Origin of the sequence: Noviherbaspirillum saxi (genome assembly GCF_003591035.1) — a bacterium.
Taxonomy (GTDB): Bacteria; Pseudomonadota; Gammaproteobacteria; order Burkholderiales; family Burkholderiaceae_D; genus Noviherbaspirillum; species Noviherbaspirillum saxi.
On record NZ_QYUO01000002.1, the window covers coordinates 932,693 to 958,253 of the forward strand.

Sequence of the window (25,561 nt, forward strand, 5' to 3'; positions counted from 1 at the left end):
CCCTATCCGCTCGCAACCGTAATGCGAAGACATTCTCATTGCATCATGCCGATCTAATCCGGCCTTATACCAATCCGACCGATTGCTGCGGCGCTTCGCTGGCGCCGTAGGAAGCGCTCGTCTCATCGCAGGGGTATGCCTGCGATGCAGCGACAAAAAATATTAAAGAAGCGGAAAAACCAGTTCAACGAAGAGGAGAGTACATGAAGAACCCGAGGGCAACCCAGGCGCAGCACCTGTTTATCCGCAAGCCGATGGCCAATGTCGTGGCATTGCTGTTCGCAGGCGCTATTGCGCCGGCCGCGCTTGCGGTGGAAATTGACGTGGGCAATCCGGATGTAAAGGTTCGCTTCGACAATACGGTCAAGTACAGCACGGCGTTTCGCCTGAAGGATCAGTCGCCGGCGCTAAGCAGCTGCGCAACTTGCCTTAACCAGAACGACGGCAACAATAACTTCAACAAGGGCATGGTTTCGAACCGCGTCGATCTCCTGAGCGAGTTCGACGTGATAGCACAGAACTTCGGATTGCGCGTGAGCGGCGCGGCCTGGTACGACGCCAAGTACAACACCGCTAACGACAACAACACCTTCACATCGAACAGCATTCCACGCAACGCTTTTCCGGACGCCACGCGCGAACTGATGGGACGCAAGGCGGAACTGCTCGATGCCTTCGTGTTCGGCAAAGGCGAGATCGGCGACATGCCGGCTTCCTTTCGCCTTGGCCGGCATACGCTGCTATGGGGCGAGAGTCTGTTCTTCGGCAGTAACGGTATCGCCGGCGGTCAGGCGCCGGTAGACCTGGTCAAGCTGCTGAGCGTGCCGAATGCCCAGTTCAAGGAAACCGCGATGCCAACCGGGAAGCTCTCGGGCCAGATCCAGGTGACGCCGGACGCGTCCATTGGAGCGTATTACCAATACGACTGGCGCAAGACGCGACTGATGCCGGTAGGGGCCTATCTATCGACTTCCGACTCGCTGGGCGAGGGCGCGCAACGCATCATCGCAGGAAATCCGGCAGCACCCAATCCCCCAGCCTTTATCGCCCAGCCGGACATGCGTCCGCGCGACTCGGGGCAGCACGGCTTGCAACTGCGCCTGCGCAATACAGAACTCGATACCGACTTCGGTTTCTACGCGATCCGTTATAACGCGACCACGCCGAGCAACATCTACAACACTTTGTCGGGACGTCCTCCTGCTGTAGTTCCGAGCACTACTCAGTGGGCATATGCGGAAGGCATCAAGGCTTTCGGCGCGAGCTTCGCAAAAACCGTTGGGGAATTTGCACTCGCCGGCGAAGTATCGATACGCCGCGACGCGCCACTCGCAAGTTCGGGACAGTCGATTATTCCGGGCATCGGCGTCAATGTTGGTTTGAACAATACCTCCAATCCCGGTTATGCCGTCGGCAATACTGCCCATGCGCAATTGTCCTGGCTGGCTTCCCTCGGGCCGTCGTTCATGTCGAATGAAGCGGCGCTTCTGGGTGAGATTGCCTGGAATACGCGTACCAGCGTGACGCGCAATGCAGCGATGCTCAACCCGAACGCCGACAAGTCGGCGACCGCCATGCGCGTCGTCTATTCACCCACATATCGTCAGATCCGGCCAGGGCTGGACGTCAGTGTCCCGGTCGGCTTCAGTTATACCCGGGGACGATCATCGGCCGTCGGTGCCGGGTTCGGCGTGAATCGCGGCGGCGACATCAATATCGGCGTGACGGCAACCTATCTCAATGGATGGATCTTTGCTATCAACTATGCCCACTTCTACGGGCCGGAGGGCACCACGCTGGATGCCGCCAACAACGCGCAGTACAAGCAGGCGCTCAAGGATCGCGACTACATCTCGCTGTCCATCCGCAACACCTTTTAATAAAGCAGGAGACGATCATGACACTGAAGAAATTCACTTTGCCAAGCCTGTTGTGCGCGGCCTCACTGAGCTGCGCGGGCTTTGGCCAGGCTCTGGCGGGCGTCACATCTGAAGAAGCGGCACAACTGAAGTCGACACTGACCCCGTTCGGCGCAGAAAAGGCAGGCAACAAGGAAGGCACCATTCCGGCCTGGAGCGGCGGTTATACGACAGCGGTACAGGGTTTCAAGAATGGCGGGCGCAGGGGTGATCCGTTTGCCAACGAAAAACCGCTGTTCAGCATTTCGGCCAAGAATGCGGACCAGTATGCGGACAAGTTGACCGACGGCACCAAGGCCTTGCTCAAAAAATATCCCAACAGCTATCGCCTCGATGTCTTCCAGACGCATCGCACGGCAGCCGCCCCGCAATGGGTGTATGACAACACCTTCAAGAATGCGACCACTGCGAAGATGAATGGCGAAGTCGTGACCGGTGCTTATGGCGGTATTCCGTTTCCGATTCCGAAAAGCGGTCGCGAGATCATGGCCAATCACCTGCTGCACTGGCGCGGCGAAGGGTGGCAGCAGGAATTTCGCCAGTACCTGATGACCTCCGACGGCAAGCGTGTGCTGGCAAGCGAAGGCAATGGCATGTATCAGATGCCGTATTACTTCAAGGATGCCGCGGATAAGTTCAAGGGTGACTACTGGATGATCCGTCTGACCACATCGGCGCCGGCCATCCGTGCCGGCGAGGCGATTTCGGGACTGGAAAACATCGATCCCGACAAGTCCCAGGCCTGGGTGTATCTCACCGGACAGCGCCGCGTGCGCAAGTTGCCCAATGCCTGTTGTGACACCCCCACGCCCGCATCGGCCGGCGTCATGAGTTTCGACGAGATCGATGTCTGGAATGGCCGGGGTGACCGCTTCGACTGGAAGATCGTCGGCAAAAAGGAAATGTATATCCCGTATAACGTTAACGGTCTCTACACGCCGAAGAGCGACGCCGACGTGCTGGGTGCCAATCATCTCAATCCCGACCATGTGCGCTGGGAACTGCATCGCGTGTGGGTGGTCGAGGCAACAGTCCAGCAGGGCAAGCGTCATCAGGCGCCCAAATCGCGTTACTACATTGACGAAGATACCTGGGTAGCCGTCCTTGCCGACCGCTGGGATGCCAACGGTCAGTTATGGAAGACGGTATGGTCGCACCCGGTCGTCATGCCCGACCTGCCTGCGACCACGCCCCAGCAACAATTCGGCTTCAATGACCTGTTGTCCGGTGCCTGGTACATGAGCGGTGTCGTCAACGAGAAGAATACTCAGTATCGGATCATGAACCGGATGCCTGAATCGAGCTTTACCGGCGATGCGCTCGCGGGTGAAGGCGTACGTTAAGCGATATGACACGGGCTGCCGGCGACGTGTCTTGTGCAGAAACCTGACCGTCATTCGATGGGGATGCAAGAGATTCGTCATGCGCTTCAATAAACTTGATCTCAATCTGCTGGTCGCGCTTGACGTTCTGCTGAGCGAGCAAAGCATCACCAGGGCAGCGCGCAAACTCAATCTGAGCCAGTCTGCCACCAGCGGTGTGCTGGCCCGCTTGCGCGAGTATTTCAAGGATGATTTGTTGATCCAGGTCGGACGCATCATGGTGCGGACCGTGCTGGCCGAGCAATTGTCCAATCCGGTACGCGACGTGCTGCTGCAGATTCAATCGACTATCGAGACCAAGCCGGGCTTTGATCCGGCACGGTCGACACGGCATTTCCGCATCGCCGCATCCGACTATTCGACCTGCGTGATCCTGTCCAGATTGGTACGTCGGTTGGGCGACGATGCACCCGGCATTTCGCTGGAAATCATATCGCCGCGCGATGACACGGTGGAGCAAGCCGAACGCGGCGAGATCGATATCGTGTTGATGCCGCGCGCCTTTACCGGGATGGAAGCGCATTCCGGCGAACTGCTCCTGCGCGACGTTTATTGCTGCATCGTCTGGGAAGGCAACACCTTGGTGGATTACGCAATCACAATGCAGCAGTACCTGGCGATGGATCATGTTGCAGCACGCTTCGGTGACCGTGCATCGTCATTCGAAGAATGGACATTGCATGGTGCCGGCATCGAACGACGCATTGCCACTACCAGTACCCATTTCAGCATCTTGCCGCAGTTGCTGATCGGGACCAACCGCGTGGCCACGTTGCAGAGTCGGCTCGCCGCATTGTCCGCAAGATATTTTCCGATACGCATCCTGCAAGCGCCGATGGCGATCCCACCGATGGAAATGATGATGCGATGGCATCGCTTTCTCGACGGCGATCTTGCACACCACTGGCTGCGCGAGCAACTCAAGTCGGCGGCTGCGAGCGGGAGCGATTCAGAGGAGGAGGGCGACGCTGTTCACGCAGCGACCTAACCGTATCGAAGTGCCGCGATGGTTCACAGACCTATCGGTGCCAACGATAGCAAGCATGGGAATAATCCATTTTACCAATCGTCGGCCGCTCTTTATATTGAACAACAGACAGAGGGAAGAAGGCTTAAAGAGCCCATGAATCGCACTATGCCGTCTTCGTGCCCGTCATTACTCAACCCGAGAAAGCCTAGCAATGTTCAAATATTTTCCCAGCAATTATGTATGGAATCTGTCGGTTGACCTCGCCATCGAAATGGGCGCAAGAATCGGCGAGATTGAAGAGATGTGTGCGCCGCTGCAGGATGCCGCGAAGCAGTCTGACGCCGCCGGCACCAAAGCCTTTCGTGAAACCTGGTCTCGCATGGCAGACAAACTGTGCGAGCTCGCCGCCGAGGACGAATCGCGCGGCCGCATGATTTCTGCCGGTGACAAGTACGGCCGCGCCTCGACCTATTACCTGACGGCGGAACGCCTGCAGGCGCACGGCGCGGAAGGACGCGAGGCGCTGTACCGACGCTTCCTCGACGTGTTCGTCAAGAGCATCAAACTCGCCGGAGAGAATTGCGAACGCGTCGAGATTCCCTATGGCGACGCCCATCTGTCCGGCCTCTATGTCAGGGCAGAAGGTGCATCCGGCAGGGCGCCGATCCTGGTGCAAGTGAACGGCCTCGATTCCACCAAGGAGATGAAGTACCGCGTCGGATTGCCGCGCTGGCTTGCACAGCGTGGTGTTTCCTCACTGGTCATCGACCAGCCCGGCACTGGCGAGGCGCTGCGTCTGCATGGCATGCATGCGGTCTACAACAGCGAGGTGTGGGCCAGCAAGGTGGTCGACTGGCTGGAGACGCGCAACGACATTGACCCCAAGCGCATAGGCCTGGAAGGCGTTTCCCTTGGCGGTTATTACTGTCCGCGTGCCGTTGCTTTCGAGCCGCGCTTCGCCTGCGGCGTGGTGTGGGGCGCCAACCATGATTGGCGAGACGTGCAGCAGAAGCGTCTGCAGCGCGAGGGCAGCTTTCCGGTACCGCATTATTGGGAACATGTGCGTTGGATATGGGGCGCGAAGGATCAGGATGACTTCATGCGGATTGCCGAGAGCGTGCATCTGGATGGCGTACTCGACCGCATCAAGGTGCCCTTTCTGGTCACGCATGGCGAGAAGGATTCCCAAATTCCCCTGCATTGGGCGCAGCGCACCTATGAGCAACTGGTCAACAGTCCCAGGCGCGAATTGAAGATTTTTACCGGCCGCGAAGGCGGGGTGCAGCACTCCAGTTTCGACAATTCCGCAAATGCCGGCGCGTATATCGCCGACTGGGTTGCCGAAGCTCTTGGCGGCCGCACTTCGCTCTGAAAATTCCTGAACCTGAAAGGCAAGCAAGCATCATGAATATTATTGGACCTGACGCACTGGTCTTCGGCGTGGACGACGTCGCCGCATGCACCCGATATCTGACCGACTATGGATTGGATCCGGTCGGCGTCACCGCTTCCGGCGGACGTTTCGAGGCGCTGGACGGCACCGCCGTCGTGATTGCACACAAGGATGATCCTGCTTTGCCTCCCGCCATGGGCACCAGCAGCATGCTGCGCAAGACCGTTTATGGAGTGGCGGACGGGCAGACCCTGGAAGCGATTGCGCTCGAACTCGGCAAGGATCGCGAGGTGCGACACCTGCCCGATGGCAGCATCGAAGCCGAAGACGATATGGGTTTCATGCTCGGCTTCCAGGTTAGCGTGCGTCGCGCAATCGCACTGCCGGCCGAGACGGTCAATGCGCCCGGAGCGACGGCACAGCGCGCGGTGAACAAGACGGCATCCGACGAGCACGCGGTGGTTCGCCCAAGATCGTTGTCGCACGTCGTCTATTTCGTGCCCGATCAGCCGAAAGCAGAAGCGTTCTACGTTGAGCGGCTCGGTTTCTGCTGCACCGATCGTCTGCTCGGGGCGGGTCCGTTCCTGCGCCCGGCTGGAACGCTCGATCACCACACGCTGTTTTTGATCCAGACGCCGCCGTTCATGAAGGGCTGCGAGCATTTCACTTTCCACATGGGGGGACCGACCGAAGTGATGCAGGCCGGCACGCGCATGGTGAACAAAGGCTATCAGTCCTTCTGGGGTCCGGGCCGCCACAAGTTCGGCTCGAACTGGTTCTGGTATTTCAACAGTCCGCTCGGCTGCCATGTCGAGTATGACGCGGACATGGATTTGCACGATGCCACCTGGGTGGCGCGCGAAGCACCGATGAGCGCCGATGCATCGCAGGTATTCCTGTTTGAAGCGCGCGAGAAGTGGGCCCCCGGTGGCCCGCCGCCCGGTGCCGGCGGCAAGGCCGCGCAACATTAAAGGCGGGGACGATGAGCGCCGGTCACTACCTCTGCCGTCTGGATGAACTTCCGGACGGCGACTCGCGCGGCTTCGATCCCTTGCGCCAGGGGCGGGATGCGGTACTCGTCGTCAGGCAAGGTGCGCGCGTGCATGCCTACCTCGATGCCTGCCCGCACCACGGCGGCACGCCGATGGCGTGGCGCAAGGACGCCTACCTGAACGGCGACCGTGACCGCATCGTCTGCAGCGCTCATGGCGCCCAGTTCGATATCGCCACCGGGCTGTGCACGCTTGGCCCCTGCCTGGGGCAGTCGCTGCAACCGGTGGCCGTCACTATTACACAAGACCAAGACATCTACATCGTGCCAAACGGCATATAGGAGACACAACATGACTTCTCCCGCACGCAGTATCCTGATCATCGGCGGCGGCTTTTCCGGCATGTCGGCCGCCATCGAATTACGCAAGCAAGGGATCGATGTCGACCTTGTCGAGATCGATCCCGGCTGGCGTTCGTATGGCGCCGGCATCAGCCTCGGCGGCGCCACGCTGCGCGCCTTCCGCACGCTCGGCATCCTCGATGCATTCATGCAGCGCGGCGCGGCCTCCGATGGCCTGGACATCTTCACCTCATCCGGCATGCCGCTCGGTAGCCTGCCGACACCTCGCCTTGCAGGCCCGGACGTGCCTGGAGGCGGGGCCATCCTGCGTCCGGTTCTGGCGAGAATTCTTGCAGAAGCGACGCGCGCATCCGGTGCCGTTGTGCGTCTCGGCTGTACGTTTCATTCGATCAGCCAGGACGCAGATGGCGTCGATGTCGGCTTCACCGATGGCAGCAGCAAGCGCTATGACCTTGTGATCGGTGCCGATGGCTTGTATTCGACGCTGCGCGAGACGGTATTTCCGGACGCGCCACAGCCGAAGTACAGCGGCCAGGGCGTCTGGCGCGCAGTGTTGGCACGCCCACCTGAAGTGGAAAGGGCGATGATGTGGCTCGGACCTAAGATTAAAGCCGGCGTCAATCCCGTGTCCGCAAACGAAATGTATTTGTTCGTCACCGAAGACCGGGCGGAACGGGTTCACATCGACCCGGCCAATTTTGTACCGATGCTCAAGGACTTGCTTGCGCCATTCGCTGCGCCGCTGATGCAGGAAATCCGTGAACAGCTCGGCGAGCAATCGCAGATCAACTATCGACCGCTGGAAGGCTTGCTGATGCCGCGTCCATGGTACAGAGGCCGCATCGTGCTGATTGGCGACACCGTCCACGCAACGACGCCGCACATGGCGTCCGGCGCCTGCATCGGCATTGAAGATGCGATCGTGCTGGCGGAAGAATTAGCAAGGGCGGACACAGTGCCGTCGGCGCTGGAAGGCTTTCAGGCGCGACGCTGGGAACGCTGCCGCATGGTTGTCGAGAACTCTGGCCGCCTCGGAGATATTGAAATCGCCGGCGGCGACAAAGAAGAGCATGCGCGCATCATGCGCGAAACGCTGATCGCATTGGCTGCGCCGATTTGAGGAGCCAGACATGACAATCAAGCCGATACGCCGCATCGTCACCGGTCACGATGCGCAAGGCAAGGCCATCGTCATCGAGGACGGTCCGCTGCCGACCGTGGTGCCGATCGAAAAGATTCCCGGCACGATGTTCCATGAAATCTGGTCGACCGAAGGCACGCCTGCAGCCGTGCACAATGGACCGGACCCGACGCTCGGGCCACTGATGCTGCCGCCGCCTAAGCATGGCTCCCGCATCCGCGTGGTCGATATTCCGCCGGATAGCGAAGAATACCTGACCCACGGCGCGGCGCGCATGAAAGAGGCGTTTGCGCAGATCGGCGATGCCGCCGCGTCTACGGTCAGAACGGATTCGCCCCATCCGCTGATGCACCGGACCGAGTCGGTCGATTACGGCGTCGTCCTTGAGGGCGAAATGACGCTGGTGCTCGACGACAGCGAAGTGCTGCTGCATCAGGGCGATGTGGTCGTGCAGCGTGGCACCAATCACGCGTGGGCAAATCGCTCGGGAAGGATGTGCCGGATGCTGTTCATTCTCATCGACGGCGAATATGACCCGGCGATCCGCGACGCGCTGGCGTCACGATAACGCAACATAGCGCAACGAACACCCGAACAATAACCACTACCACTGTATGCGAGTTCGCGCTTCGCATGCGGCGAGAGGAGACCAGAGCATGGCACGAAGCTTTATCGATCTGTCCATTTTTCTTGAGAACGAAGTGCTGTCTGATCCGCCGCCGCTGGTGCCGAAGATCACTTATCAAAAGCATTCGGAAACACTGCCGGAGTTCATGGCGATGATTCCCGGCACCACGCCGGAAGATTATCCGGATGGCGAAGCCGCTGCCGCCGAATGGGTGACGATGACAACCCATAGCGGCACGCATCTCGATGCGCCTTACCACTTCCATTCGACGATGGATGCGAAGAGTGGCGAAAAGAAGCCGTCGATCACCATCGATCAGGTACCGCTGGAGTGGTGTTTTCAACCGGGCGTGAAACTCGACTTCCGGCATTTTCCCGATGGCTATGTGGCCACCGCCGCCGATGTGGAAGCCGAGCTGCAACGCATCGGCCACGTCCTGCAGCCGTTCGACATCGTGTTGGTCAACACGCGTGCAGGCAGCCGCTATGGACACAATGACTACATTTCCGCCGGCTGCGGCATGGGATATGAAGCGACCATGTATTTGCTGGAACGCGGCGTGCGCCTGACCGGTACCGACGCCTGGAGCTGGGATGCGCCGTTTTCGTACACTGCGAAAAAAATCAGCGAGACCGGCAACAAAGCCCTGATCTGGGAAGGCCACAAGGCGGGTCGCGACATCGGTTATTGCCATCTTGAAAAGCTGCATAAGCTCGAATCCTTGCCCGGTCACGGTTTTTACATCAGTTGCTTTCCGCACAAGGTGAGAGCGGGATCGGCCGGCTGGACCCGCGCGGTGGCGATTGTTGACGATGCGCTGCTGGCGCTGCCGCGCGCCTGATCAAGGAGAACCAACATGAAACTCGCCACTCTTCGTTCCACCAGTCCCGACGGCCGCCTGATTGTTGTTTCCCGCGATTTGCGCAAGGCGGTCGATGCCGCCGCCATCGCTCCGTCTCTGCGGCAGGCAATTGAGCAATGGGATCTCGTGGCTCCCGCATTGCAGGCGCTATCTGACCGACTCAATACGGGGGATGCTTCCGGCGCCTTCGACTTCGACACCACCGCCTGCGCTGCGCCCTTGCCGCGCTGCTTTCAGTGGTGCGACGCGTCGGCGTTTCTCAATCACGGCAGGCTGATGGAACGCGCATTCAAGACCGAGCCGATTCCCGACTTCGACACGATACCGGTGATGTACCAGGGTGCGTCGGACGATTTTCTCGGTCCGCATGACGATGTCCCGTTGCCCGATGAAAGCCTGGGCATCGATTTCGAAGGCGAGTTCGGCGTCGTGGTCGACCACGTCGAGATGGGCGCATCTCCGCTTGCCGCACTGGAGAGAGTGCTGCTGCTGGTACAGATCAATGACTGGAGCCTGCGCGCGCTTGGGCCGCGAGAGATGAAATCCGGCTTCGGCTTCCTGCAGGCCAAGCCATCGACCAGCTTTGCGCCTGTCGCGATCACACCTGATGAACTGGGCGCCGACTGGCGCGGCGGGCGCGTGCGGCTGGACTTGCATGTGCAATGGAATGACGCTTGGTTCGGACAGCCCAATGGCGGCGAGATGAATTTCGATTTCGGCGAACTGATCGCGCATGCCGCACGCACACGACGGCTGGGCGCGGGCACCATCATCGGATCGGGGACCGTATCGAATGCAAATAGAGCAGCCGGTTCCGCCTGCATCGCCGAACGTCGGGTGATCGAGATGCTGGATCAGGGCGATATAAAAACCGCCTTCATGCGCTTCGGCGACAGGGTGCGGATGGAAGCCAGAAATGCGGAAGGAATCGCACCTTTCGGCGTGGTGGATCAGCGCGTGGTACGCGCCGGACTATGAGCAATCAGGACAGGAAAGCGACCATGAACGAGACGAACAAGTCGATGGCATCCTTCCGGCATGCGGTGATTCTGCTGCTAGGAAGCTGTTTGCCGGTGATGGCGACGGTGCTGATCGCCCCCATATTGCCGCAGATCATGCGGCATTTTTCCGCCACGCCGAATGCGGATGCGCTGGTGCCGCTGGCACTCACCGTGCCGGCCCTCATCATCGGAATTTGTGCGCCGATCGTCGGCATCGTCATCGATCGTGCCGGGCGCAAGAAGCTTTTGCTCGCAGGCATGGTGCTGTATTCGGTGTTCGGTACCGCGCCGCTCTATCTCGATTCGCTTGCGGCCATCATCGTCAGCCGTGCGGCGGTCGGATTGACCGAAGCCATCATCATGACGGCTTGCACCTCGCTCATTGCCGACTATTTTTCCGGGCCTCTGCGCGAGCGTTATCTCGCGCAGCAGACCATGTGGGCCTCGGTATCGGCCACACTGTTCTTCGGCATCGGCGGCGCGCTTGGCGAAGGCGGCTGGCGGATGCCGTTCTGGATGTATCTCGCCGCTCTGCTGCTGGTGCCGGTAATGGCCGCAATGCTGTGGGAACCGAAGGTGGACCACTCGGTAAAGCAGGGGGTCTCGACAGAAGCGCGTCGTCGCTTTCCGCTGAAGGCGGTATTGGGCATTTGCGTGATTACCTTCGGCAGCGCGCTGGCCTTCTATACCTTGCCGGTGCATCTGGGCTTTGTTCTGCATGCGATCGATGTCACATCGCCGGCAATGATCGGCATGGCGACTGCCGCCGGCAGCGTGGCGACCGTCATTGGCGCGGTATCGTCCCGTCGTCTCGCGATGCTGGGTGTCGCGGGCTGCCTCGCCATCGCCTTCGGAACGCTCGGCGCCGGATTCATCGTGGTCGGCACCGCGGCATCGCTTGCGGCGGTCGTCGTCGGCGCGGTAATCCATGGTTTCGGTGCCGGACTGGCCCTGCCGACGCTGCTGACCTGGCTGATGCGCCAGCTGCGTTTCGAGGAACGAGGCCGGGGTTCAGGTGCGTTTACCGCAAACTTCTTTTCCGGGCAGTTCATTTGTCCGCTGGTGGTGCTCGGCTTGGGCAAACTGCTGGGTGGACTTGGACCGGCGCTCGGCGGCCTGGGATGGTTGCTTGCGGTGGCGGCCATGCTGGCGGTGTGCACGGCGGTTTTCCTGCGCCCGGCGACTTCGCTGAAATTGCCTTCTTCGCATTGATGGCTAAGCAGAGACGCGTGGTCATCGACGGCGGTATACGGACCGTCGGCTGCTCATGAAGAACATTTCTATTTCTGAACTGTGAAAGTACGCGCATGCATATCGTGATTACCGGCGCCGGCGGCTTCGTCGGCTCTGCCCTCGGCAAGCGCCTGCTCTCGGTGGGTATGCTTGCCGATACCCCCATCTCGCGGCTGACATTGATTGACCGGAATTTCTCGTCGCAAGCGGACGACAGTCGTGTACGTCTTCTGTCCGGGGATTTCGGACAACAGGGTTTGCTGGACGCGATGAGTGAAACGCCCGTAGACGTGGTGTTTCATCTGGCAAGCGTGCCGGGCGCACAGGCCGAACGCGATTTTCGGCTTGGCTACGAAGTCAATCTCATAGGAACGCTCGCGCTATTCGAACATATCGCGAAACAGAGGGGCGATTGTGCGCCGCGCGTGGTATTTGCCAGCAGCATCGCGGTCTATGGCAGCGCATTGCCCGCCGTGATTGACCGCGATACCAGAGCACATCCTGCGCTGAGCTATGGGGCACACAAGCTCGTGGGCGAGATTGTGCTGGCCGATCTGTCGCGCCGTGGCATGGTTGATGGCCTGTCCCTGCGTCTGCCCGGTATCGTGGCGCGCCCCGGTGCGTCGGCGGGCCATGGCTCGGCCTTCATGAGCGACATCATGCACGCTGCCGCAGCAGGCAGCCCCTATTCCTGTCCGGTATCGGCCGATGCGACATCGTGGTGGATGTCATTGCCATGCTGCGTTGACAATCTGCTCCATGCCGCGCAAATCGACACCAGCAGCCTATCAGCCGACCGCGCTTATGCGTTGCCGGTCTTGTGGCTGACGCTGCGGCAGGTCATCGACGCGCTCGGCCGCCGTTTCGGTAATGGCAACATTGTCTCCATCGAGCATGTGCCTAACGAGGCGATTGAGAACTTGTTCGGGTGCCAGCCGCCGTTGCGACTGCCGGAAGTCGAGGCTCTTGGCTTCCGCCATGACGGCGATGCGGATCGATTGGTGTTGCGGGCATTGCAGGAAACTGGCTGAAGAACTTACTTCGAGTCGAGCTTGTCGACATCATCTGTCCGGGTTCAATATAGAAGCCCGCATTCTCATCTCAGAGCCACCCAAGAGCTGTCGCAATGTAAATGGCACCGTATGTGGCATAGACCCGAGCGCTGGCCGCCGGATGCAATGTCAGCAGCCAGACAAAGATCACCAGGCTGAGTGCGGCAGGAAGCAGCAACCAGGTAGCTCCCTTACTCGATAGCCAAAGTAACGGGAGATAACACCCAACCAACTCAGCAACCGCCGCAGCGAAGAACAATCCAAGGTGCGTGTCACTCCTGCCCATTTCATGCCTATGTCCGCCTGATCTGTTTGAATGCGGTGGACTCTACAGGCGTACGCTTTTTCTTTTGCGGTGGCAGCGTGGCACAGCATCCTCCTTGACGGGCGGCTGACATGTCAGGTCCGACAGCGGCCAAGTCCTCAATGATGGTGCAGTCCCGTGTAGACCCCTGACAACAGGCCTCGTCGCAGCTCTCGACGAACGACACCAGACTTGCTTCGAGCTGCAGCATTTCTTCAAGCTTTGCGCGCACGGCATCGAGGTGCAGTTGAGCGAGATCCCTGACTTCAATGCACGAACGGTCCCCGTCTTCGAACAGCTTGACCAGTTCCCTTACCTGCTCAATCGGGAAGCCAAAGTCCCGGCAGCGCTTGACGAAGGTTAGTCGCTTTAGATCGGCATCTCGGTAGTAGCGACGCCCATTCTCCGAACGCTGAGCCTGCGGCAACAAACCTATTTCCTCATAGTAACGGATGGTGGGCACATTGGTGTTGGTATGCGTAGCTAGGGCACCGATGGTCAGGCTGGAGTGCGACATTGTGCGGTCCTTTAAGAAATCCTTGCTCCTAAAGTTACTTGAGGTTGTACCTTGGATGCAAGCACAACATTCGTGTGCCTTCAAAAGGAGCATTCATGAACAAATCACAAATGAAGCGTGGGCCAACGGCTGCAAAGGTAGGAACCGCGGGTGCGGCAGGCGTCGCATTGGCGGCTTGTGCTGCATGCTGTGCCCCCTTGATTGCGCCATTGTTGGCATGGTTCGGGGTGTCCAGCCTTGGGATGGCAGCGACTGGCTGGTATGTGGAGCTCGCAGTTGGATCCGCCTTGGTACTTGGCGGGTTCTTGCTACTTCGCCGTCGCAAAGCAATGAATCGTACGCAGGCATGTCAGGTTGATGGCAGCTGCGGATGTGGTGGTAGCCCCAAGACCTGACCATGAACGCGAAAGGACCTCTAATGAACACCATGAAATCTGCGCCAATAGCCTGCACCTTGTCAGCCATTGACTTCAAGGAGCGTTTGCAGTGCTGTAGCTTCTTGCAGTTTCAAATTGATCGGACATCTATCCATATAGAGCTGACGATCATTGCTCAAACAGAAGCCGAAAACGACGCGTGGGCGCTGTTCGCGCACTTAACCCTACGCTAATCATGCACTTTACGTGGAACAGATGCCGGGTGATTTCTTAACTGACCTTCGACTGATCACTTCGTCGACGTGCCGAAGGTCAGCTCTTGGCCGCATCCGGTATTAGCAATGCTGCGCTCACCGACGGCTATAGCCCACCTTGCGGGCTTTATCGAGCTACGAAGGCAATGGGACTGTCAATCTGAAGAAGGCTGTCGCCACCGCCGTTGTATATACTATCAAGTCACATTCGGATGCAAAAAATTATGCAATTAACAGCATTGGAAAAGCAGTTAGATTTTCTAAGAGAAATCGATAGACTGAAAACCGTTGTACGGCAGTCACCGCTGCTCGACAAAAGTCGGAAAGAAAATTCTGCCGAGCATTCTTGGCACTTAGCGATGTATGCCTTACTACTGAATGAGTATGCCTGCGGAACTGTCAATACACATCGCGTTATACAGATGCTCTTACTGCATGACGTCGTCGAGATAGACGTCGGCGATTTTCCAATCCATAGTGGGTCTTCAAGCGAATTGCAGGCTGAACAAGAATCTAGAGCAGCGGCGCGATTGTTTGGCTTATTGCCACAGCAACAAGGCAACGAACTTCTGGCTTTATGGCAGGAATTTGAGCGTGGAGAGACAGAGGACGCGAAGTTTGCGAAGGCGCTTGATCGCTTTCAACCTCTCCTTATAAATGTATTCACCGGTGGAGGAACCTGGACAGAGAACAGTGTTTCACTTGAACAGGTTTTCTCCCGGTATGGTCCCGTCATTAAAAGAGGTGCACCGCTGCTATGGACCGTGTGTGAGCAGTGGGTAACCCAACACTTTGCAGGGCAAGCGTCGGGAATGTCGAGGCAAACTAGGTGAGCACAAGGGCAAGACATTATGAATGACTCACTGCGCGTACTTTATTTCGGCAAGATGTGCTTATAGCGACTCGACCCGTCCCCAAAGGGACTGTCCGCTTCTGACCGCACCCGGTAGTAGGCCTCCCGCACACTGCCGGCGGCTAACGTTCTAGGTTGACTGGCGCGGTGCGTCGGCGTCGAATACCACGTTAGGTCTCACAATTAGACCTTCGTACAACCGCTCCAATTTTATTCAGGATCCAAGCAACTCCAAGTATCACGATTGCCCCTCCACTTCCAACCAATAGCACTTGTAGGAAGGGTGCATGAAGCCATATAACCATGAATCCTACGTATAAAGGTATGCACAAAGCAGCAATGACCATCATGGCGATAGCTATTATGGTGAAGCTCCTGCCAACAATTTCTCGTAATAGCTTCATGTGAGGATGCCTAACGATTAGGTTGATCCACGCGAAGCGTGGGTATCGAATGGGGAGTTAGACAGCGGGGTCATAAGACGTAAGAAACCTGTGTGCTTTCTCAAGAAGAATGCCTGAAGCGACTTTGTCTAATTCAGCAGAGGACGGAAATAACGTGATCCCTGAATAATGCTCAAGATGAAGTGTAAGCGTCACCTTTTCGATCTTTAGATCCCAGTAGCGTTGGTCAATGCCATCAACCTGCTCACCCCATGAGCCGCTAAATTCCCGTTGGAGGACGCTGGCGATTTCATCAAACAGCCCCCAGGCTGAGTCATCAGAAATTTGCAGTTCCAGACGCTCGGGAGTTTGAAGGAGTCGTATGTTGTTCATAGCTAAGCTACCTAACGTTTCGGATAACGGGCGCGAGATGCGCCCCGGTTCATGCACATGTTAGGCATCGCGTAGGTCGAGTCTTGTAATCTCAAAATCAACGATCCCGTCGCAAGGCACGCTACCGAAGTCAATGACGAAACCCTGTACTCTTACCAACCCTTCGGCGTGATCAATAACTTGGCCCCGCCCACGATAGGAGTAGTTACCCGTCTTTTCAAGGTACTCAGATGAATGCGCTTCCTTCATCTCGCTCGGCCAGTCAGACAGAAATGCCGACCGTACATCGCCATCAAGTGTCGAAAGACGATTAGAAATGATGTCGCCAGGTTTTACATTGCACAGATGGCAAAATGCCGTGGCTTCATCTTTCGCGCTTCGCAATAGAACGTCCGCACACTCGTCGCCGGGTGTGTATGGTCGAACATCGATGACTTTTAATGTGTCCATGTTTGCCTAACGTTCTGGACAACAGGCGGCGCAGCCGTCGAAGTTCATTGTCATGTTAAACATTTGCAACCTCCCAGCGAAATGGCGCGCCGTAGTCTTTCGTAATCGTCCCAATCTTTTCAAATGATGCGACGGCCGCAGGAGGTAGGGTGAACCGCAGAATCAAATCGATCCTACACTTGCGACCAGCCGAGCCAGGATAGGCCGACGCCAGCTCGCCAGACTCGATGAAGCCAAGGTAGGCGTTCAATTTCTCTTGGAGCAGATAAAGATGGTCGCTCACGTTATCCCAATCCAGGGAATCGATAATCGTCAAGACCGTTTCGTCTGATGCTTTGTCGACTCCTACGGCGTCAACCTCATTTGTTGCTTCTATAGCCATCGCTTGTTGATGTTTAACGTTCAGGTTGATCCACGCGGAGCGTGGGCATCAAATAGCATGTTGAACTAAACCGCTGCGCGGTGGCAAGACGCGCAACGAAGGATCGTGCTCGATGAGCAAGTCTCCTACGCTGGACTTGGGAATGTTCCCGGTTCATTCGAGGAGAGCATCATGAGCCCGCTTCGTCAGCAAATGATCGCCGACATGCAATTGCGCGGTCTGGCCCAACGCACCCAGAAGACCTATCTGGCGGTGGTCGAGCAACTTGCCGACTACTACCATCAGTCGCCCGCGCACCTGACCCAGAACCAGATCCAGTGCTACCTGCTGCACCTGATCGAGGACCGCAAGCTGGCCTGGAGCAGCACCAACCAGGCTGCCTGCGCCTTGCGCTTCCTGTACCGCACCACGCTGCACCAGCCTGATACGTACTGCTGCATCCCGGCCCGCAAGAGCGCCGCCCAGCTCCCGGAGATCCTGTCGCCCAATGAAGTCGCTCGCCTGCTGGACGCCTGCCTGCTGCTCAAACACCGTGCCCTGCTGATGACGACGTACGCGGCAGGGCTACGGGTTTCAGAGACTTGTGCGCTGAAGGTAGACGACATCGACAGCGAACGCATGATGCTGCGTATCGAAGGCGGCAAGGGAGGCCGCGACCGCTATTCGCTCTTGTCACCCGCGTTGCTGGAAACGCTCCGCCAATACTGGCGGGCAGAGCGGCCACGGCACTGGCTGTTTGCCAAACGCAATGGCAGCGGCCCCATCGATGTCTCGCAGGCGCAGAAGGTGTTTTACCGCGCCAAACGACGCGCCGGCATCCACAAGGTGGGCGGCATTCACAGCCTGCGGCACGCGTTCGCCACCCACCTGCTGGAAGCCGGCGTCGACATCCACACCATCGGGCGCCTGATGGGTCATGACAAGATCACGACCACGGCACGCTATCTGCATCTGCGGCAGCAGCAGGCAAAGACCAACTCCCCCTTGGACCTGCTGTCGGCGCTGAAGAACAAGCAGTAGAACGTGGCCGGCTGCGGCCGCACCGAACTGGCCGATATTTTCCGCCTGCACGGGCAAGGCTACCTTGCCACGCATGCGCTCGCCCGATCGCAAGCCAAGGCATGGCGTGCGATCGTCTCCTGCCGTACCCCGGCCCTGGGCGGGCATGTCGACCAATGCGCCGCCTGCGGCACGACCAGGCACGTCTATCATTCCTGCCGCAACCGCCACTGTCCGCGCTGCCAGACACGCGCCAAGGAACAATGGATCGCGAACCGGCATCGCGAACTCCTGCCGGTGCCTTACACCCATCTGGTCTTTACCATCCCGCATGCGCTCAATGGCGTGGCCAGCCATCACTTCCGGGCAATCACCGACATCCTGTTCGCGTCGGCAGCCGCCACGTTGACCGCCTTCGGCGGCAACCCGCGCTGGCTGGGCGGCAAGCTCGCGTTCTCGCTGGTGCTGCATACCTGGTCGCAGAGCCTGATGCGGCACCTGCATGTGCATGCACTGGTTGCAAGTGGTGCATTGACGCCGGACGGGCAGTGGGTGAGCAGCCGTCGCGGCTTCCTGTTCCCGGTCAAGGCGCTGTCGAAGGTGTTTCGCGGGAAGTTCATTGATGCGCTTACCCAGGCGCGCGAGCAAGGGCGCTTGAACCAGGATGCCAACACCAGCGACGCGGCATGGCGGCAGTTGCTGCGCGAGTTACGCCGGCACGACTGGGTGGTGTACGCCAAGCAGCCGCTGGGCGGTCCGGCTCAAGTACTGGAGTACTTGGCGCGCTACACGCATCGGGTTGCCATCTCCCACGAGCGGCTGGTCAGCATGGCCAATGGCACCGTCGCCTTCCGGGTGCGCGACAACGCCAATCCGGGCAAGAAGCGCATAGAGCGCCTGCCGGCACAACAGTTCATCGGCCGCTTCCTGCTGCATGTACTGCCGTTGGGATTCAAGCGCATCCGGCACTACGGCATTCTCGCCAGCGTTCACAAGCACAGGCAGCTGGCGCGATGCCGGCAGGCACTGGCAGCGCCCGAACCAGACGCCGCCATCATTGAAACAGTCGATGCGTTCTTGCGCAGGGTAACCGGACAGGCGCTGGCTTGCTGCCCGCATTGCGGACAGCCCGCAATGCGATTGATGGAAGTGGTCGCGCCCAGCCGGTGGCATGCTTGCTCGACAGGACCGCCATGAATGCTGCCCAAGAATTCCATCACCCCTTGGGATGGCAAGCGACGTTGCCAGGGCGGGGCTCGTCCGGTCCGGCAAAATCAAGGCACGATCAACACACGGCCGGAGGCCATCGACATCTGCCTGCTTGTCGGCAGATGTATCAAACAAGAGAAATGGTCGGCCGGCACCGGATTCCCTTGCCAAACCAACACCCGCCCGGCTTACAATCCCCCTAACCACCGCCGAAGTTGGCGGTTCAGTCCAACAGCGTTTATCTGCCGCTGCCGCGCCGCAGCCCTTGACTGACGCTGCTGGAGCGACAGATAAACTCTATTCGTTATAGGCCTGTAGATTGGCCGCTGGAAGTGGCGGCTTTACGAACGAATCCGGCCACTGAACCATCGAGCCTGTTCAGATCGACTCGCCACCACACCAGGGCGACGCCAATGGTTGCACCGGCGATGAGTGCCGTTTGGATGTAGACCGCTCCCTGCAATTGTCCGTTTTCCCGAAACTTTCGAGTTTCAATTGTCGGAACCACACGACTGTTTTCGACAATTGAAACTCGAAAATTCTCGCGCACTAGACCATTGATTTATATAGGTGACCCAAATCCGACATTTACCGCAAAAAGCTGTAACGGTCACCAGTAATGCTTGTCCGCATTTGAAAAGGACAATTGAAACTTGAAAATTTCATTCTTTTCGGAATGTTGACCTTCCTACAATACCGTTGGGGCTAGAAGTCCGGTGTCAGCACAAATGGCTGCTCTCGGTCATGTTTCGGCCGTTGTCCTACTTTAGGCATGTGCCCGTGATCGACCCAAAGCGGTAGTCTGAGCACTCGGAGTGGCAAGCTGACGCAGCTTTTCGGCTTCGTTCCGCAGAAGAATTAGCTCTGGAAGTTTTTGCAGCGCGAGGGTAAACAAGGAGACTGCCAGTCCTATCAGGAGTGTATGTGATAAATTTGAATCGGATCAAGCCACAGCCAAACTGCGAGGGCGGCGAGCAAAATCCAAGATACCACGCGGACTACCATCGACCCAGACGGCCGCTTGCCCAATGTTTGCTCGGGGCTGCTAACTGTAGCAAACAGTTCCGGCGATTCGATCCACTCGGCAACTGCCTTCATAACGACGGGATCGTTGTAGAGAAAGCTGTGACGTCCGAACTTGACCTGACTTGGTACTTTCTTTAGCGACCACTTTGGCCCAAGCCCGGGTGACTTCCTGACATGAATATCCAACAACCAATTAGGCCAAAAGGACTCTTCACCATAGCCGTAGCGATGAAGCCTGACTATGGGCCAGACAATCATCAACCCATGAAGCAATAAAGACAAAATGGCTATCCAAAAAAATCCCCACAATTGGAATTTGGCGATCCCGAAGCTTGAACGCATCAAGAATTCCACTACATTCGGGGTTTTCGCATAGAATAAATACATGCGTTTTAGAAGCACAGCGAAGCCGAGCAAGAAGGAAATATAGACGGCTGGCCGAATGGCGTAGGACAAGACGTCATGGATGAAATGGGCGAGTCCCCCAAAACCGCGCAGAATTCGCAAAAGCATGCGTGCTTCGTCAAGATCAACGGAAACGGCTAGTAGCCTGGTGTCCCGCACAAAGCGATAGGGCTCGCGCATGGAGACGTAAAGTCGTCGCTGCTTGGCCCGAACCTTTTTAAAGGCTACGGCTATCACCGCATGCAAAATGCTCTTCTTGAGGCGTAGTTTAATGGAGATGAACAGTATTCCAATGAACACGACGAGACATACAACCGTAACTGCTGTCCCTACGCTAGAAGAAAAACGCCCATTCACATTCGCAATCTCATAAATGAAGGCAACTACTCCCAAAAAAAGAAGAGTGATTGCCCACAGCCACATTAGGTATAGGTTTCGACCTAGCTTGACGATTTCCTTGAACAACCGAATCGGTCCTCGTAAGTCTCGGCGCCGGGAGTGAATGAAGGGGGTGCCGAGTGTGATGACGCCGCTTAACGACTGTCGGACTGATTCGTCTTCACATGCATGAAGGACAATCGTTCCACCATGGCTGTGCGCGATGACGAAGTGCTTTGCAGCGGGATGCCGCTGATGCTGATCAAGCAAGCAATTGCCGATATTCTCCGATTCTTTCAGCCGCCCGATGTGTGTGTTGATGCCCGACCATTCCGGAGCCGTGATGACACAGCCTGGGTAGCGGGCCTCCAGAAAGTCTCGAAGCTTTGAGCCGGGTTGAGTCCACGCGGCCTTCGGCCTGAAAGTGCCATGGATCAGCGTGAATACATATGGCGGGTCCATCCATCTGCCCCTTGGTGGCAACCGGCCTCATGGGCCAGGAAACGAGCGTGACGGCCTGCAAGGCTCGTCGACGACAGCGCGGCCAAGAATTTTCGAGCGAGATCTAAGCGAAGAAGTGGTACGCACATTCGACAAACTTGAACATATAGTAAGCGCCGGCGATGGATTTGGTCAAATTGCCAGACATGGTGTTGACGTCCTTGACTTCTCCAGCTTTACGCTCTAGCGCCCGCCGCCGCCTTGAAGCAAGTGGCCATCGAAGTCTGCTTTTGGCCGAACTCAGCAGCAGATTGACCGGTGGCCATCGGCTTCAATGGGTGACTTACCGAATCGATCGAAGCTGTCAATGGCATGGCGTCAAAAGCGATATTTGTCACCAAAAATTTTCAACATTAATTGTCCATTTTCGACTTTCAATTGTCGGAACCAATAGTGCTTTCGACAATTGAAACGTGAAAAGTCTCGCGCTCTAGACCGTTGATTTCTATAGGTGACGCAAATCCGACAATTACCGAAAGAAGGTGTAACGGTCATCAATATTCCTTTTCCGAATTTGAAATGGACAATTGAAACTTGAAAAGTCCATTCCTTTAGGAATGTTGACCGCTTATGGATACGGTTGGGGCTAGAAGCCGGGGTTAGCGTAATTGACCGCTCTTGGCTACGTTGCGGCCGTTGTCAAACGTTAGTGATATGCCCGTGTTCGACCCACAACTGCCTGTCGCTTTGCTCCGAAGCGGACGTTCAACGTTCGTGTGCAGACCTATAGCTCTCGAATTCGCTCCTCAATGCCAGATATTACAGCATGAGCCGTGGCCGGACGCAGCGATAGGTCCCGCGCGAGCACCTGTGCGAGTCGTTCCGCAATCTCGTTGGGCACGTCAGGTCTAAAACTGCGAATGTCGGGCGCGTCCTTATTTACCTTAGCTTCAAGAACCGCCAGGATCTCTCGAGTGTCATCAAACGGTATTACCTTTGAAATCATCTCGAACAGGACAATGCCGAAACTGTATATATCTGCCTGAGGTGTTGGCGGCATTCCCACTATTAGTTCCGGCGCAAGGTAACCCGGGGTTCCCGCGAACTCCCTAGGAATAACGGTAATGACACGTTCTACTGCGCCTAGAATCTTTGCGATTCCGAAGTCGCTCAATGCGACGCGGCCTTCTGGATTCGACTCGAAGAGTACATTGCCAGGTTTCACATCGAGGTGAATCACACCACGCGAATGCGCATAGTCGAGCGCCTCGGCAATCTGTGAGGCTATAGAAAGGATGTCGCGTCCAGGCAACCTGTTATGGGTTCTCAGCCAATCTTGTAGGGAACCGCCCTGAAGATATTCAAGGATCGTGAAGGGATATCCTATGCGTAGACCTCGGTCCAGAGTTTGCACGATATTCCGATGTGTCAAAATTTCCGCGCTGCGTTGTTCTTGTTGGAAGAGTTCCCATGGTGGTGAGTTTGGCGTAAGTCCACGCCAGTACACCTTTGCCAGGACCGTGTGGCCGCCCGGATCCTCGGCCTTGTAGAGAGTGGCTCTTGTGCCTCCGAAAAAAGCCGACGAAACGCGGTATTTTTTACCGGCAGCGCCGTCGAGAATTGTGCCCCGACCGACGACTGGGCTGGGAAATGCTTCAGTGGTCGAAGCGTCCGATGACACCATGTCTTCGCCCCCGTTTAGCGGGTTTACTAGTGCCTTTGGACGTTCACCGATAGAAGGAGGCCAAAACGAGATGCTCCGGCCCTGTGCAAAAGCCACAACGTAAATCACCGTGACGATGACAGTCAGAATGACGATAGCAGCACTGATGACGATTGCGATTATTGATCCCGTTGACAGAAATTTAATCAGTTCGCTCATCTGCGTTCTATGGCTTGCGTCTCTAAGATGCTCAACTTGTTATAAATTGCAGAACGCCTGATTAACTTGGAATCCGGTATTTAACGGCAACGGTAAACAGGCCCGTAGCCTTAGTGAATTGGCTATGCGTTGTTTCTTATATAAATATACACGATCAGCGGTGCCAGCAAACTAAGCAATGTAACAGGCGACAGGGGGGTGTTCAATCTATCGCTGAGGTAAACGGACCTACAGAAATTGTCTAATTTCAAGATTCTGCATGAATGGCAGGGAATGGCCGGCTATAGGCCTACACATGATATCGTTCAACGGCCGGTAATCGTCATGAAACGGTCATCCATACATAATTGGCCAAGCACGGGTGCCGACTCCAAACTGGTCTTACAGGCAAGCCGAAAACCGACGGTCAACGTGGATGCAAGCAACCTACCAGGACGGACAGACGCAGATAATCTAGGCAGGGTCCGGTAGAGCCACCTGACGTCAGGTTATGGCTCGCTTCACATATAGGCTGCCTGAAAGCAGCTTCTAAAGGACCAAAACGTCGTTTCCGATAAAACCATGGAAAGGCGTATGTGGTGCCGCACAGCCGATAAAAACTTGTCCAGCTTCTAAGGAGAAAGCTCCTTCATGTCTGCGATGTACTTGTCGCCAGTTTGCCAGCCGAATATAAGCAACATGGCGCAGTACTATTGCAAATTGTCAATTCCCCACTGTGTATTCGCGCTAATCTTAGTTCGATAAATAAGCCATCCGCCGTGCATACATCTCGATGACATGCCGTACTAACAGAGGAGCCACGGCTTGTGTCAAACAGGACGTACGAGAATGAAATGTACACAAAAAATATTTGCTGTCGCATACATCCTGACGACCCTTTTTTTCTTTTTGTGTGGCGTTTCACTTATTGTGTTCGCCGCTATCGAACTATGGTTTGCGGTCAATCCATTAGCTCAACTCCCCATGCGCTCTCGTTTTGTTCAAATCCTTGAATGCATTGGACTGCTTACTATTGCAGTGGCAGCATTCGAACTTGGCCAGACGATTCTTGAAGAGGAAGTACAGCGTTCGGCCAGTATGAGTGCACCCACACGCGTACGGCGTTTCATGTCACGATTCTTGATAGTAGTCATTGTGTCGTTGTCTATCGAATGCCTGGTCGCGGTATTTCAGCTCATACACAAATCGCCTGAATTGCTGCCGCAAGCCGCTTCAATTGGTATCGCAGCTGCCATACTGCTTGCAGCATGGGGCTTGTTCGTCAATCTGAATATTGCTGCTGAAAACCTCGAGCCACAGGCTATGCAACAAGCCAAGGCCGAAGACCATAAAGTTGAGACTTAATCCCATGGACCGCAATAGCACAATTGCAGTCGTATTGATTCGTTAATCGGCTCAGGAGACACGAAATGACCAGCAAGAACACGATCTGTCTGTGGTACGACGGCGGCGCCGTTGAGGCCGCCAACTTCTATGCCGAAACATTTCCCGACAGCGCTGTCGGCGCCGTCCTCCGCGCACCGGGCGACTATCCCGACGGCAAGCAGGGCGATGTCCTCACGGTCGAGTTCACCGTCGTCGGCATCCCCTGCGTCGGGCTGAACGGCGGCCCGCATTTCAAGCACAACGAGGCCTTCTCTTTTCAAATCGCGACCGACGACCAGGCCGAAACCGACCGCTTGTGGAACGCCATCGTCGGCAATGGCGGCCAAGAAAGCGAATGCGGCTGGTGCAAGGACCGGTGGGGATTGTCATGGCAAATCACCCCGCGCGCCCTTATCGCGGCGATATCCGATCCCGATCCTGCAGCGGCCAAGCGCGCATTCGACGCGATGATGACCATGAAAAAGATCGACATCGCCGCGATAGAGGCGGCACGGCTGGGCTGAAACCTATCCTCAAGTGAATGGAGCGTGTCGCGCACGTTCTCTCCTGTTCGGATTTGAGGGGATGGCTGACCGACCGGTTCTGTTAAGGGTTGTAGGATGGCTCTTGACTGAAAGCCCGTGCTCATACAGAAGTGCGCAAAGTTAATGTGCGAACTTTGCGACTGCCTTCTCGTTCCATGCAATACCTTGACCAGGCCGGTCCGGAATATTGATATACCCGTTCTCAAGGATAAATGGATCCTGTAGCACAGGATCGGCCCAGTCCTGCCATTCCAGCCAATGAGCCGTATCAGTGACCCGCATGAGATGCGCTGCTATTTCTGGATACAAATGTGTCGACATCGGAATGCCAGCGGCACTTGCGATGCCAGCCGCCCGCAACCATCCACTTGCGCCACCAATTCGCATCCTGTCCGGCATGACATAGTCGCCAGCCGCCGCGCGCACTGCTTGGTACAGCAGTCGTGGGCCGTAAAAATTTTCG

Annotated in this window: 24 protein-coding genes and 2 pseudogenes; 18 read left to right on the plus strand and 8 right to left on the minus strand. The window is 57.0% G+C overall.

Annotated features, from left to right (window positions below; all coding sequences use genetic code 11):
- Positions 1–203: 203 nt before the first annotated feature.
- The 12 genes from D3871_RS20050 (at position 204) to D3871_RS20105 (ending at position 12,914) form a co-directional block, all read left to right on the plus strand.
- Positions 204–1,880 carry a DUF1302 domain-containing protein gene (locus D3871_RS20050; RefSeq protein ID WP_233575738.1) on the plus strand — a complete coding sequence of 559 codons (1,677 nt, stop codon included), beginning with the start codon at positions 204–206 and terminating at the stop codon, positions 1,878–1,880.
- A gap of 17 nt (positions 1,881–1,897) precedes the next feature.
- A complete protein-coding gene (locus D3871_RS20055) occupies positions 1,898–3,262 on the plus strand; it encodes a DUF1329 domain-containing protein (RefSeq protein WP_119770822.1) in 1,365 nt (454 codons plus the stop codon).
- A 79-nt stretch (positions 3,263–3,341) separates the two neighbouring features.
- The gene (locus D3871_RS20060; RefSeq protein WP_119770823.1) at positions 3,342–4,289 is read left to right on the plus strand and encodes a LysR family transcriptional regulator; all 948 of its coding nucleotides are present in this window, start codon (positions 3,342–3,344) and stop codon (positions 4,287–4,289) included.
- 193 nt (positions 4,290–4,482) lie between these two features.
- The gene (locus D3871_RS20065; protein ID WP_119770824.1) at positions 4,483–5,643 is read left to right on the plus strand and encodes an alpha/beta hydrolase family protein; all 1,161 of its coding nucleotides are present in this window, start codon (positions 4,483–4,485) and stop codon (positions 5,641–5,643) included.
- Positions 5,644–5,675: 32 nt separating this feature from the next.
- Entirely contained in the window at positions 5,676–6,635 is a 960-nt protein-coding gene (locus tag D3871_RS20070; protein ID WP_119770825.1) for a VOC family protein, read from the plus strand.
- Between the two features lie 11 nt (positions 6,636–6,646).
- The gene (locus D3871_RS20075; RefSeq protein WP_119770826.1) at positions 6,647–6,997 is read left to right on the plus strand and encodes a Rieske (2Fe-2S) protein; all 351 of its coding nucleotides are present in this window, start codon (positions 6,647–6,649) and stop codon (positions 6,995–6,997) included.
- A 10-nt stretch (positions 6,998–7,007) separates the two neighbouring features.
- A complete protein-coding gene (locus D3871_RS20080) occupies positions 7,008–8,138 on the plus strand; it encodes an FAD-dependent oxidoreductase (protein ID WP_119770827.1) in 1,131 nt (376 codons plus the stop codon).
- Positions 8,139–8,148: 10 nt separating this feature from the next.
- Positions 8,149–8,727 carry a cupin domain-containing protein gene (locus tag D3871_RS20085; RefSeq protein ID WP_119770828.1) on the plus strand — a complete coding sequence of 193 codons (579 nt, stop codon included), beginning with the start codon at positions 8,149–8,151 and terminating at the stop codon, positions 8,725–8,727.
- Positions 8,728–8,815: 88 nt separating this feature from the next.
- Positions 8,816–9,628, plus strand: coding sequence for a cyclase family protein (locus D3871_RS20090; protein WP_119770829.1), 813 nt, complete (start codon positions 8,816–8,818; stop codon positions 9,626–9,628).
- Between the two features lie 15 nt (positions 9,629–9,643).
- Entirely contained in the window at positions 9,644–10,627 is a 984-nt protein-coding gene (locus D3871_RS20095; RefSeq protein ID WP_119770830.1) for a fumarylacetoacetate hydrolase family protein, read from the plus strand.
- 23 nt (positions 10,628–10,650) lie between these two features.
- Positions 10,651–11,862, plus strand: coding sequence for an MFS transporter (locus tag D3871_RS20100; RefSeq protein ID WP_119770831.1), 1,212 nt, complete (start codon positions 10,651–10,653; stop codon positions 11,860–11,862).
- Positions 11,863–11,957: 95 nt separating this feature from the next.
- A complete protein-coding gene (locus D3871_RS20105) occupies positions 11,958–12,914 on the plus strand; it encodes an NAD-dependent epimerase/dehydratase family protein (protein WP_119770832.1) in 957 nt (318 codons plus the stop codon).
- A gap of 73 nt (positions 12,915–12,987) precedes the next feature.
- Here the strand turns inward: D3871_RS20105 and D3871_RS20110 are convergent.
- Together D3871_RS20110 and D3871_RS20115 are read right to left on the minus strand one after the other, a co-directional pair.
- A pseudogene (locus tag D3871_RS20110) lies at positions 12,988–13,221 on the minus strand (YnfA family protein); the annotation flags it as partial.
- Between the two features lie 7 nt (positions 13,222–13,228).
- The gene (locus D3871_RS20115; protein WP_119770834.1) at positions 13,229–13,756 is read right to left on the minus strand and encodes a MerR family transcriptional regulator; all 528 of its coding nucleotides are present in this window, start codon (positions 13,754–13,756) and stop codon (positions 13,229–13,231) included.
- A 418-nt stretch (positions 13,757–14,174) separates the two neighbouring features.
- On the opposite strand from D3871_RS20115, the gene D3871_RS20120 reads away from it, so the two are divergent.
- Positions 14,175–14,366 (plus strand): hypothetical protein, encoded by a 192-nt coding sequence (locus D3871_RS20120; protein WP_119770835.1) that lies wholly within the window; start codon positions 14,175–14,177, stop codon positions 14,364–14,366.
- Positions 14,367–14,611: 245 nt separating this feature from the next.
- Positions 14,612–15,220 carry an HD domain-containing protein gene (locus D3871_RS20125; protein WP_119770836.1) on the plus strand — a complete coding sequence of 203 codons (609 nt, stop codon included), beginning with the start codon at positions 14,612–14,614 and terminating at the stop codon, positions 15,218–15,220.
- Positions 15,221–15,701: 481 nt separating this feature from the next.
- Here the strand turns inward: D3871_RS20125 and D3871_RS20135 are convergent, their stop codons facing one another.
- The 3 genes from D3871_RS20135 to D3871_RS20145 are packed head-to-tail and all read right to left on the minus strand — an operon-like array spanning position 15,702 to position 16,848.
- Positions 15,702–16,016 carry a DUF3630 family protein gene (locus D3871_RS20135; RefSeq protein WP_119770838.1) on the minus strand — a complete coding sequence of 105 codons (315 nt, stop codon included), beginning with the start codon at positions 16,014–16,016 and terminating at the stop codon, positions 15,702–15,704.
- A 60-nt stretch (positions 16,017–16,076) separates the two neighbouring features.
- The gene (locus tag D3871_RS20140) at positions 16,077–16,466 is read right to left on the minus strand and encodes a hypothetical protein (protein ID WP_119770839.1); all 390 of its coding nucleotides are present in this window, start codon (positions 16,464–16,466) and stop codon (positions 16,077–16,079) included.
- Between the two features lie 55 nt (positions 16,467–16,521).
- Positions 16,522–16,848: a DUF6572 domain-containing protein gene (locus D3871_RS20145; RefSeq protein WP_119770840.1), complete on the minus strand. Its 327-nt coding sequence runs from the start codon at positions 16,846–16,848 to the stop codon at positions 16,522–16,524.
- Between the two features lie 171 nt (positions 16,849–17,019).
- On the opposite strand from D3871_RS20145, the gene D3871_RS20150 reads away from it, so the two are divergent.
- Together D3871_RS20150 and D3871_RS20155 are read left to right on the plus strand one after the other, a co-directional pair.
- Positions 17,020–17,868: a site-specific integrase gene (locus tag D3871_RS20150; RefSeq protein ID WP_119770416.1), complete on the plus strand. Its 849-nt coding sequence runs from the start codon at positions 17,020–17,022 to the stop codon at positions 17,866–17,868.
- Between the two features lie 3 nt (positions 17,869–17,871).
- Positions 17,872–19,044, plus strand: a complete 1,173-nt coding sequence (locus D3871_RS20155) for an IS91 family transposase (protein WP_119770415.1) — start codon at positions 17,872–17,874, stop codon at positions 19,042–19,044.
- Positions 19,045–19,968: 924 nt separating this feature from the next.
- On the opposite strand, the gene D3871_RS20160 is transcribed toward D3871_RS20155, so the two are convergent.
- A complete protein-coding gene (locus D3871_RS20160) occupies positions 19,969–21,327 on the minus strand; it encodes an esterase/lipase family protein (protein ID WP_119770841.1) in 1,359 nt (452 codons plus the stop codon).
- Between the two features lie 763 nt (positions 21,328–22,090).
- Positions 22,091–23,188 carry a serine/threonine-protein kinase gene (locus D3871_RS20165; protein ID WP_119770842.1) on the minus strand — a complete coding sequence of 366 codons (1,098 nt, stop codon included), beginning with the start codon at positions 23,186–23,188 and terminating at the stop codon, positions 22,091–22,093.
- 828 nt (positions 23,189–24,016) lie between these two features.
- Between D3871_RS20165 and D3871_RS20170 the strand changes: the two genes are divergently transcribed.
- Positions 24,017–24,532 carry a hypothetical protein gene (locus D3871_RS20170; RefSeq protein WP_119770843.1) on the plus strand — a complete coding sequence of 172 codons (516 nt, stop codon included), beginning with the start codon at positions 24,017–24,019 and terminating at the stop codon, positions 24,530–24,532.
- Between the two features lie 65 nt (positions 24,533–24,597).
- Positions 24,598–25,077 (plus strand): VOC family protein, encoded by a 480-nt coding sequence (locus D3871_RS20175; protein ID WP_119770844.1) that lies wholly within the window; start codon positions 24,598–24,600, stop codon positions 25,075–25,077.
- A 141-nt stretch (positions 25,078–25,218) separates the two neighbouring features.
- Here D3871_RS20175 and D3871_RS20180 read toward each other — a convergent pair.
- Positions 25,219–25,557 (minus strand): annotated as a pseudogene (locus D3871_RS20180) (enolase C-terminal domain-like protein); the annotation flags it as partial.
- Positions 25,558–25,561 lie beyond the last annotated feature (4 nt).

Coding starts and splice junctions, on each gene's coding strand:
- D3871_RS20050 (WP_233575738.1), top strand. CDS start 204: ATGAAGAACCCGAGGGCAACCCAGGCGCAGCACCTGTTTATCCGCAAG.
- D3871_RS20055 (WP_119770822.1), top strand. CDS start 1,898: ATGACACTGAAGAAATTCACTTTGCCAAGCCTGTTGTGCGCGGCCTCA.
- D3871_RS20060 (WP_119770823.1), top strand. CDS start 3,342: ATGCGCTTCAATAAACTTGATCTCAATCTGCTGGTCGCGCTTGACGTT.
- D3871_RS20065 (WP_119770824.1), top strand. CDS start 4,483: ATGTTCAAATATTTTCCCAGCAATTATGTATGGAATCTGTCGGTTGAC.
- D3871_RS20070 (WP_119770825.1), top strand. CDS start 5,676: ATGAATATTATTGGACCTGACGCACTGGTCTTCGGCGTGGACGACGTC.
- D3871_RS20075 (WP_119770826.1), top strand. CDS start 6,647: ATGAGCGCCGGTCACTACCTCTGCCGTCTGGATGAACTTCCGGACGGC.
- D3871_RS20080 (WP_119770827.1), top strand. CDS start 7,008: ATGACTTCTCCCGCACGCAGTATCCTGATCATCGGCGGCGGCTTTTCC.
- D3871_RS20085 (WP_119770828.1), top strand. CDS start 8,149: ATGACAATCAAGCCGATACGCCGCATCGTCACCGGTCACGATGCGCAA.
- D3871_RS20090 (WP_119770829.1), top strand. CDS start 8,816: ATGGCACGAAGCTTTATCGATCTGTCCATTTTTCTTGAGAACGAAGTG.
- D3871_RS20095 (WP_119770830.1), top strand. CDS start 9,644: ATGAAACTCGCCACTCTTCGTTCCACCAGTCCCGACGGCCGCCTGATT.
- D3871_RS20100 (WP_119770831.1), top strand. CDS start 10,651: ATGAACGAGACGAACAAGTCGATGGCATCCTTCCGGCATGCGGTGATT.
- D3871_RS20105 (WP_119770832.1), top strand. CDS start 11,958: ATGCATATCGTGATTACCGGCGCCGGCGGCTTCGTCGGCTCTGCCCTC.
- D3871_RS20115 (WP_119770834.1), bottom strand. CDS start 13,756: ATGTCGCACTCCAGCCTGACCATCGGTGCCCTAGCTACGCATACCAAC.
- D3871_RS20120 (WP_119770835.1), top strand. CDS start 14,175: ATGAACACCATGAAATCTGCGCCAATAGCCTGCACCTTGTCAGCCATT.
- D3871_RS20125 (WP_119770836.1), top strand. CDS start 14,612: ATGCAATTAACAGCATTGGAAAAGCAGTTAGATTTTCTAAGAGAAATC.
- D3871_RS20135 (WP_119770838.1), bottom strand. CDS start 16,016: ATGAACAACATACGACTCCTTCAAACTCCCGAGCGTCTGGAACTGCAA.
- D3871_RS20140 (WP_119770839.1), bottom strand. CDS start 16,466: ATGGACACATTAAAAGTCATCGATGTTCGACCATACACACCCGGCGAC.
- D3871_RS20145 (WP_119770840.1), bottom strand. CDS start 16,848: ATGGCTATAGAAGCAACAAATGAGGTTGACGCCGTAGGAGTCGACAAA.
- D3871_RS20150 (WP_119770416.1), top strand. CDS start 17,020: ATGAGCCCGCTTCGTCAGCAAATGATCGCCGACATGCAATTGCGCGGT.
- D3871_RS20160 (WP_119770841.1), bottom strand. CDS start 21,327: ATGGACCCGCCATATGTATTCACGCTGATCCATGGCACTTTCAGGCCG.
- D3871_RS20165 (WP_119770842.1), bottom strand. CDS start 23,188: ATGAGCGAACTGATTAAATTTCTGTCAACGGGATCAATAATCGCAATC.
- D3871_RS20170 (WP_119770843.1), top strand. CDS start 24,017: ATGAAATGTACACAAAAAATATTTGCTGTCGCATACATCCTGACGACC.
- D3871_RS20175 (WP_119770844.1), top strand. CDS start 24,598: ATGACCAGCAAGAACACGATCTGTCTGTGGTACGACGGCGGCGCCGTT.